Below are 5,798 nucleotides of genomic sequence, written 5' to 3' on the forward strand. Positions count from 1 at the left end.
GGAAGCGCCGGGCCGCCGCCGGAAATCCCGGTCAGAGACGCATCGGAATTCCCGATTGCGCCATGTAGCGCTTGGCCTCGCCGATCGTGTATTCGCCGAAATGGAAGATCGAGGCGGCAAGCACGGCGCTGGCATGGCCGTCGCGGATGCCGGCGACCAGATGGTCGAGCGTGCCGACGCCGCCGCTCGCGATCACCGGAATGTTGACCGCATCGGCCACGGCGCGTGTGAGCGCAATGTCGAAGCCCGATTTCGAGCCGTCGCGATCCATCGAGGTGAGGAGGATTTCGCCCGCGCCAAGCTCCGCCACCCGGCAGGCATATTCGACGGCGTCGAGCCCCGTGCGGTTGCGCCCGCCATGGGTGAAGATCTCCCACCGGCCGGGCTCGACTTCCTTGGCGTCGATGGCGACGACGATGCACTGGTTGCCAAACTTCTCGGCGGCGGCGCGAACGAAGTCGGGATTGGTGACGGCGGCGGTGTTGATCGAAACCTTGTCGGCACCGGCGAGCAGCAGCTTTCGCACATCCTCGACGGTGCGCACGCCGCCGCCGACGGTGAGCGGCATGAAGCAGAATTCGGCCGTGCGCTGGACGACATCGAAGATGATCGCGCGCTCTTCATGACTCGCGGTGATGTCGAGGAAGCAAAGCTCGTCCGCGCCCGCCGCGTCATAGGCGCGCGCGGCTTCCACCGGATCGCCGGCGTCGCGCAGATTGACGAAGTTCACGCCCTTGACGACGCGGCCGTCCTTCACATCGAGGCAGGGGATGAGGCGGGCCTTCAGCGTCATGCCGCCTCCTTGAGAAGCGCGAGCGCCTCTTTCGGATCGAGGCGGCCGTCATAAAGCGCGCGGCCCGAGATCGCGCCCTCGAGCCCCTTGCAGCGCGCGGCGATGAGACGGCGTATGTCCTCGATCGAGGAAAGGCCGCCGCTCGCGATCACCGGGATGGAGATCGCATCGGCGAGCGCCACCGTCGCCTCGATGTTCAGGCCCTCGAGCACGCCGTCGCGGTCGATGTCGGTGTAGATGATCGCGGCGACGCCCGCATCCTCGAAACGGCGGGCCATTTCGAGCACGCCGAGATCGGAGACTTCGGCCCAGCCTTCGGTGGCCACGCGGCCGCCCTTGGCGTCGAGGCCGACGGCGACGCGGCCGGGAAACTTGCGGCACGCCTCGATGACGAGGGCGGGGTTCTTCACCGCCGCCGTGCCGATGATGACGCGGCGGACGCCCTTTTCGAGCCACATCTCGATGGTGGCGAGATCGCGAATGCCGCCGCCGAGCTGCGCGGGGATCGAGATCGCCTTCAGGATCGCCTCGACCGCGCCGGCATTGACCGGATGGCCGGCGAAGGCGCCGTTCAGATCGACGAGATGGAGATATTCAAAGCCCGCCGCCTCGAAGGCGCGCGCCTGCGCCGCCGGATCGTCATTGAAGACGGTCGCTTCTTCCATGAGGCCGCGCACGAGACGCACGCATTGCCCGTCCTTGAGGTCGATAGCGGGAAACAGGATCATCAGACACGCCACTTCAAAAAATTGCCGAGAAGGGCAAGACCGAGCGCCTGGCTCTTCTCGGGGTGGAACTGGGTGCCGGCCATGTTGTCGCGCGCGATCATCGCGGTGACGGCACCGCCATAATCGGTGCGCGCGACGACGTCCTCCTCGCTTGCCGGCATGAAGGCATAGGAGTGGACGAAATAGGCATGGAGCCCGGCCTCGCCGGTCGGGATGCCTTCGAGAAGCGGATGGGGCCTGAGCACGCTCAGCGTGTTCCAGCCCATATGCGGAATCTTGAGCGCGGGATCGAGCGGCTTCATCAGCGCGACATCGCCCGCGATCCAGCCGAGCCCGTTATGCACGCCATGTTCGAGGCCGCGCGTCGCCATGAGCTGCATGCCGACGCAAATGCCGAGGAAGGGCCGCGCGGAGCGGCGCACCGCCATGTCGAGCGCATCGAACATGCCGCCGACGGCGGCGAGCCCGTCGCGGCAATCGCCGAAGGCGCCGACGCCCGGCAGCACGATGCGATCGGCGGCGCGCACATCGCGCGGATCGCCAGTGACGACGATGCGGGCATTGATGTCGTTCTCGCGGGCGGCGCGTTCGAGCGCCTTGGCGGCGGAGCGCAGATTACCCGATCCGTAGTCGATGATGGCGACGAGCATGTCAGGCTCCGGCGTTCGGAAAGAGGCCGATGGGGCCGTGATCGGCGGCAAGCGGGCGGCGCGGCCAGACGGCGCCGCCTCCGGGCGCGGCGGTCCGTGCGACCGCCATGCTGCGCGGCGCAGGCCGGGACGGGCCCTGCCAATGGCGGAAGAACTCGCGCTCGGCCTCGACGAGATTGCGGCCCGTCACCACGCCGGCCTCGTCATAACCCCTGAGGGCGAGGGTCCAGCGGCGAACATCATTGGCGAAGACAGCGAAGCCGAACTGCACCGCGAAGGCGATGATGACGATCGCCGTGTCGTTGAAAATGGCGCCCGCCGCCGACATCAGGACGGAAGTCGCCACCGCATAGAGAAGCAGCGCGAGCCAGAGGCGCTGATAGACGAGCCAGATCAGCGGCGCGAAAAGCGCCGGCCAGGAAAACCCCTCATGCACGAGCACGATCCCGTCGCCATCGACGGGCGCGCCGCTCAATTCGTGCACGGTGTAGATGCGCATGGGTTCAGAGCCTTGTCCGGCAGGTGGTGCGGAATTTCCGCACCTATCTAGGCGGTTTTCCGGTCATTGAAAACCAGAAGAACGAGGGGTGGTGCGGCACGGGCCCGGGGCGCATAGCCCGCCCGCAAGAACAGCCCCCGGATCCGGCAAGCGGCCCCTTCAGATGCCGAGCTTGCCCTTGGTCGAGGGGATGCGGTCCGCCATGCGGGGATCGATCTCGATCGCCTCGCGCAGCGCGCGCGCCAGACCCTTGAAGCAGGACTCGACGATGTGATGGTTGTTCTCGCCATAAAGATTTTCGATATGGAGAGTTATGCCCGCATTCTGCGCGAAGGCCTGGAACCACTCCTTGAAGAGTTCGGTATCCATGTCGCCAAGCTTCGGCCGCGAGAAATCGACCTTCCAGATGAGATAGGGCCGCTGCGACACGTCGAGCGTGACGCGGGTGCAGGTCTCGTCCATCGGGATCATGACCGAGGCGTAGCGGCGGATACCCTTGAAGTCGCCAAGCGCCTGACGCACGGCCTCGCCAATGACGATGCCGGTGTCCTCGGTCGTGTGATGGAAGTCGATGTGCAGATCGCCGACGGCGCGGACCTTGAGGTCGATCAGCGAATGGCGCGACAGCTGCTCCAGCATGTGGTCGAGGAAACCGATGCCGGTATCGACGTCATATTCACCAGAGCCGTCGAGATCGAGGGACACGAATATGTCCGTCTCCTTCGTCTTGCGCTCGATGGTGGCCACGCGGCCTTCGCTCTCATCAATCATGGGTCTCACCCGAAATTCGCCACAGGGCCGGAAATTCGCCATATGGCCATGACGCCCGCCTTTTACCAGCCACGGGCCCGACAAGCCAGCATGACGGGCCCGGGACCGGGGATCACGCTTACCACGCAATGGCTTGAGAGACGTTTACCAAACCCGTTCACTAATTGCGAAGTAAAGATTGAAGCAGAAAAGGCAATGGGTGAAACAACTGGTGCAAGCCCTTGTTATGCGGGCGCGCGGCCAAATCCTCATTGTGTAAAACGGAAGCTCCGGCACCAGATGTGGCGGGGCCGCCCTTCTGCCTTCCGGCAAGGGGGCGGAGCGGGGCTTGCCGCCATCGCTTGACCTTCAGGGCTGAAATCTCCACATCTGGAGCCCAATGATCCAGGGGCCGCTCCGGCCCGCGGCCGGCGCCGCGGAAGGCGAGGGGTCCCATCTTCCAATCCGGGAAACCGTTCGATGTCCGATACACGCTCGCCCTATGCCCCCTGGCACGGCACCACGATCCTGACCGTGCGCAAGGGCGGCAAGGTCGTCATTGCCGGCGACGGCCAGGTCTCGATGGGCGACACGATCATGAAGGGCAATGCCCGCAAGGTCCGGCCGCTGGGAAGCGGCAATGTGATCGCGGGTTTCGCCGGCGCCACCGCCGATGCGATGACGCTTTTCGAGCGGCTCGAAGGCAAGCTCGAACAATATCCGGGGCAGTTGACCCGGGCCTGCGTCGAACTCGCCAAGGACTGGCGCACGGACCGCTTTCTCAGGCGGCTCGAGGCGCTGATGATCGTCGCGGATGCGAGGGCAAGCCTCGTTCTCACCGGCAATGGCGACGTGCTGGAGCCCGAGGGCGGCATTGTCGGCATCGGGTCCGGCGGCAATTACGCGCTCGCGGCCGCCCGCGCGCTCGCCGACAGCGACCTTTCGGCGGAGGAAATCGCGCGCAAGGCGCTGAAGATCGCGTCCGAAATCTGCGTCTACACCAACAACAACCTCACCGTCGAAGTTCTCGACGCCTGACCATCATCCGGAGTGCCTGGTTTTCCATGAGTAGTTTCTCGCCGCGCGAAATCGTGTCCGAACTCGACCGCTACATCGTCGGCCAGCGGGATGCGAAGCGGGCCGTCGCCATCGCCCTGCGCAATCGCTGGCGGCGCCAGCAACTGCCCGAGCAGCTCAGGGACGAGGTTCTGCCGAAGAACATTCTGATGATCGGGCCGACCGGCGTCGGCAAGACGGAGATCTCGCGCCGTCTCGCCAAACTGGCCGAGGCGCCCTTCATCAAGGTCGAGGCGACGAAATTCACCGAAGTCGGCTATGTCGGGCGCGATGTCGAGCAGATCATCCGCGACCTCCTCGAAATCGGCATCACCATGCTGCGCGAAAAGAAGCGCAAGGACGTGCAAGCGAATGCCCATCTCGCCGCCGAGAACCGCGTCCTCGAGGCGCTGGTCGGCAAGGGGGCGAGCGAGACGACGCGCGAGAGTTTCCGCCGCAAGCTGCGGACGGGCGAACTCGACGAAAAGGAGATCGAGATCGAGGTGGCCGATCTCGGCGGCGGCATGCCGACACTCGACATTCCCGGCATGCCCGGAAGCCAGGTCGGGATGATCAATCTCGGCGACATTTTCGGCAAGGCCTTCGGGCAGCGCACCCGGCCGCGCCGGATGACCGTCAGGGCTTCCTATGACGTGCTCATAGCGGAGGAATCCGACAAGCTCCTCGATCAGGAACAGCTCACACAGGAAGCGATCCGCACTGTCGAGCAGAACGGCATCGTCTTCCTCGACGAGGTGGACAAGATCTGCGCCCGCTCGGAGCGGCAAGGGGCCGATGTGAGCCGCGAGGGCGTGCAGCGCGACCTGCTGCCGCTCATCGAGGGCACGACGGTTTCGACCAAGCATGGCTCGGTGAAGACCGATCACATCCTCTTCATCGCGTCCGGCGCCTTCCACATCGCCAAGCCCTCGGACCTCCTGCCCGAGCTTCAGGGCCGCCTGCCGATCCGCGTCGAACTCGACGCGCTGACGCGGGACGACTTCAAGCGCATCCTGACGGAACCCGAAGCAAGCCTCATCAAGCAATATGTGGCGCTGCTCGAGACGGAGGGGCTCACGCTCGACTTCACCGTGGACGGGATCGAGGCCATCGCCACCATCGCCGCCGACGTCAATTCGACGGTCGAGAATATCGGCGCGCGGCGGCTTCACACGGTTCTGGAGCGGGTGCTGGACGAGATCTCATTCACCGCCGCCGACCGTAGCGGCCAGACAGTGACGATCGACGCGGCCTATGTGCATGAGCATATCGGCGATCTCGCGAAGAACACGGACCTGTCGAAGTTCATTCTCTGACGGGTC

Annotated in this window: 7 protein-coding genes; 2 read left to right on the plus strand and 5 right to left on the minus strand. The window is 65.2% G+C overall.

Annotation, left to right across the window (positions count from 1 at the left end; all coding sequences use genetic code 11):
* Positions 1-31: 31 nt before the first annotated feature.
* The 5 genes from hisF to hisB all read right to left on the minus strand — a co-directional run bounded on the left by hisF (position 32) and on the right by hisB (position 3,441).
* Entirely contained in the window at positions 32-793 is a 762-nt protein-coding gene (gene hisF, locus PKA57_RS12725; RefSeq protein WP_324301122.1) for an imidazole glycerol phosphate synthase subunit HisF, read from the minus strand.
* A complete protein-coding gene (hisA, locus tag PKA57_RS12730) occupies positions 790-1,521 on the minus strand; it encodes a 1-(5-phosphoribosyl)-5-[(5-phosphoribosylamino)methylideneamino]imidazole-4-carboxamide isomerase (RefSeq protein WP_324301124.1) in 732 nt (243 codons plus the stop codon). The genes hisF and hisA overlap by 4 nt, the downstream gene beginning before the upstream one ends.
* Positions 1,521-2,171, minus strand: a complete 651-nt coding sequence (gene hisH, locus PKA57_RS12735) for an imidazole glycerol phosphate synthase subunit HisH (RefSeq protein ID WP_324301126.1) — start codon at positions 2,169-2,171, stop codon at positions 1,521-1,523. The genes hisA and hisH overlap by 1 nt, the downstream gene beginning before the upstream one ends.
* A 1-nt stretch (position 2,172) precedes the next feature.
* A complete protein-coding gene (locus tag PKA57_RS12740; RefSeq protein ID WP_324301128.1) occupies positions 2,173-2,670 on the minus strand; it encodes a DUF2628 domain-containing protein in 498 nt (165 codons plus the stop codon).
* 159 nt (positions 2,671-2,829) lie between these two features.
* Positions 2,830-3,441 carry an imidazoleglycerol-phosphate dehydratase HisB gene (gene hisB, locus PKA57_RS12745; RefSeq protein WP_324301130.1) on the minus strand — a complete coding sequence of 204 codons (612 nt, stop codon included), beginning with the start codon at positions 3,439-3,441 and terminating at the stop codon, positions 2,830-2,832.
* A gap of 459 nt (positions 3,442-3,900) precedes the next feature.
* On the opposite strand from hisB, the gene hslV reads away from it, so the two are divergent.
* Positions 3,901-4,458, plus strand: a complete 558-nt coding sequence (gene hslV, locus PKA57_RS12750) for an ATP-dependent protease subunit HslV (protein WP_324301132.1) — start codon at positions 3,901-3,903, stop codon at positions 4,456-4,458.
* Positions 4,459-4,484: 26 nt separating this feature from the next.
* The gene (gene hslU / locus PKA57_RS12755) at positions 4,485-5,792 is read left to right on the plus strand and encodes an ATP-dependent protease ATPase subunit HslU (protein ID WP_324301134.1); all 1,308 of its coding nucleotides are present in this window, start codon (positions 4,485-4,487) and stop codon (positions 5,790-5,792) included.
* Positions 5,793-5,798: the final 6 nt, after the last annotated feature.

It is taken from the genome of Parvibaculum sp. (assembly GCF_035325945.1).
Lineage (GTDB): Bacteria > Pseudomonadota > Alphaproteobacteria > Parvibaculales > Parvibaculaceae > Parvibaculum.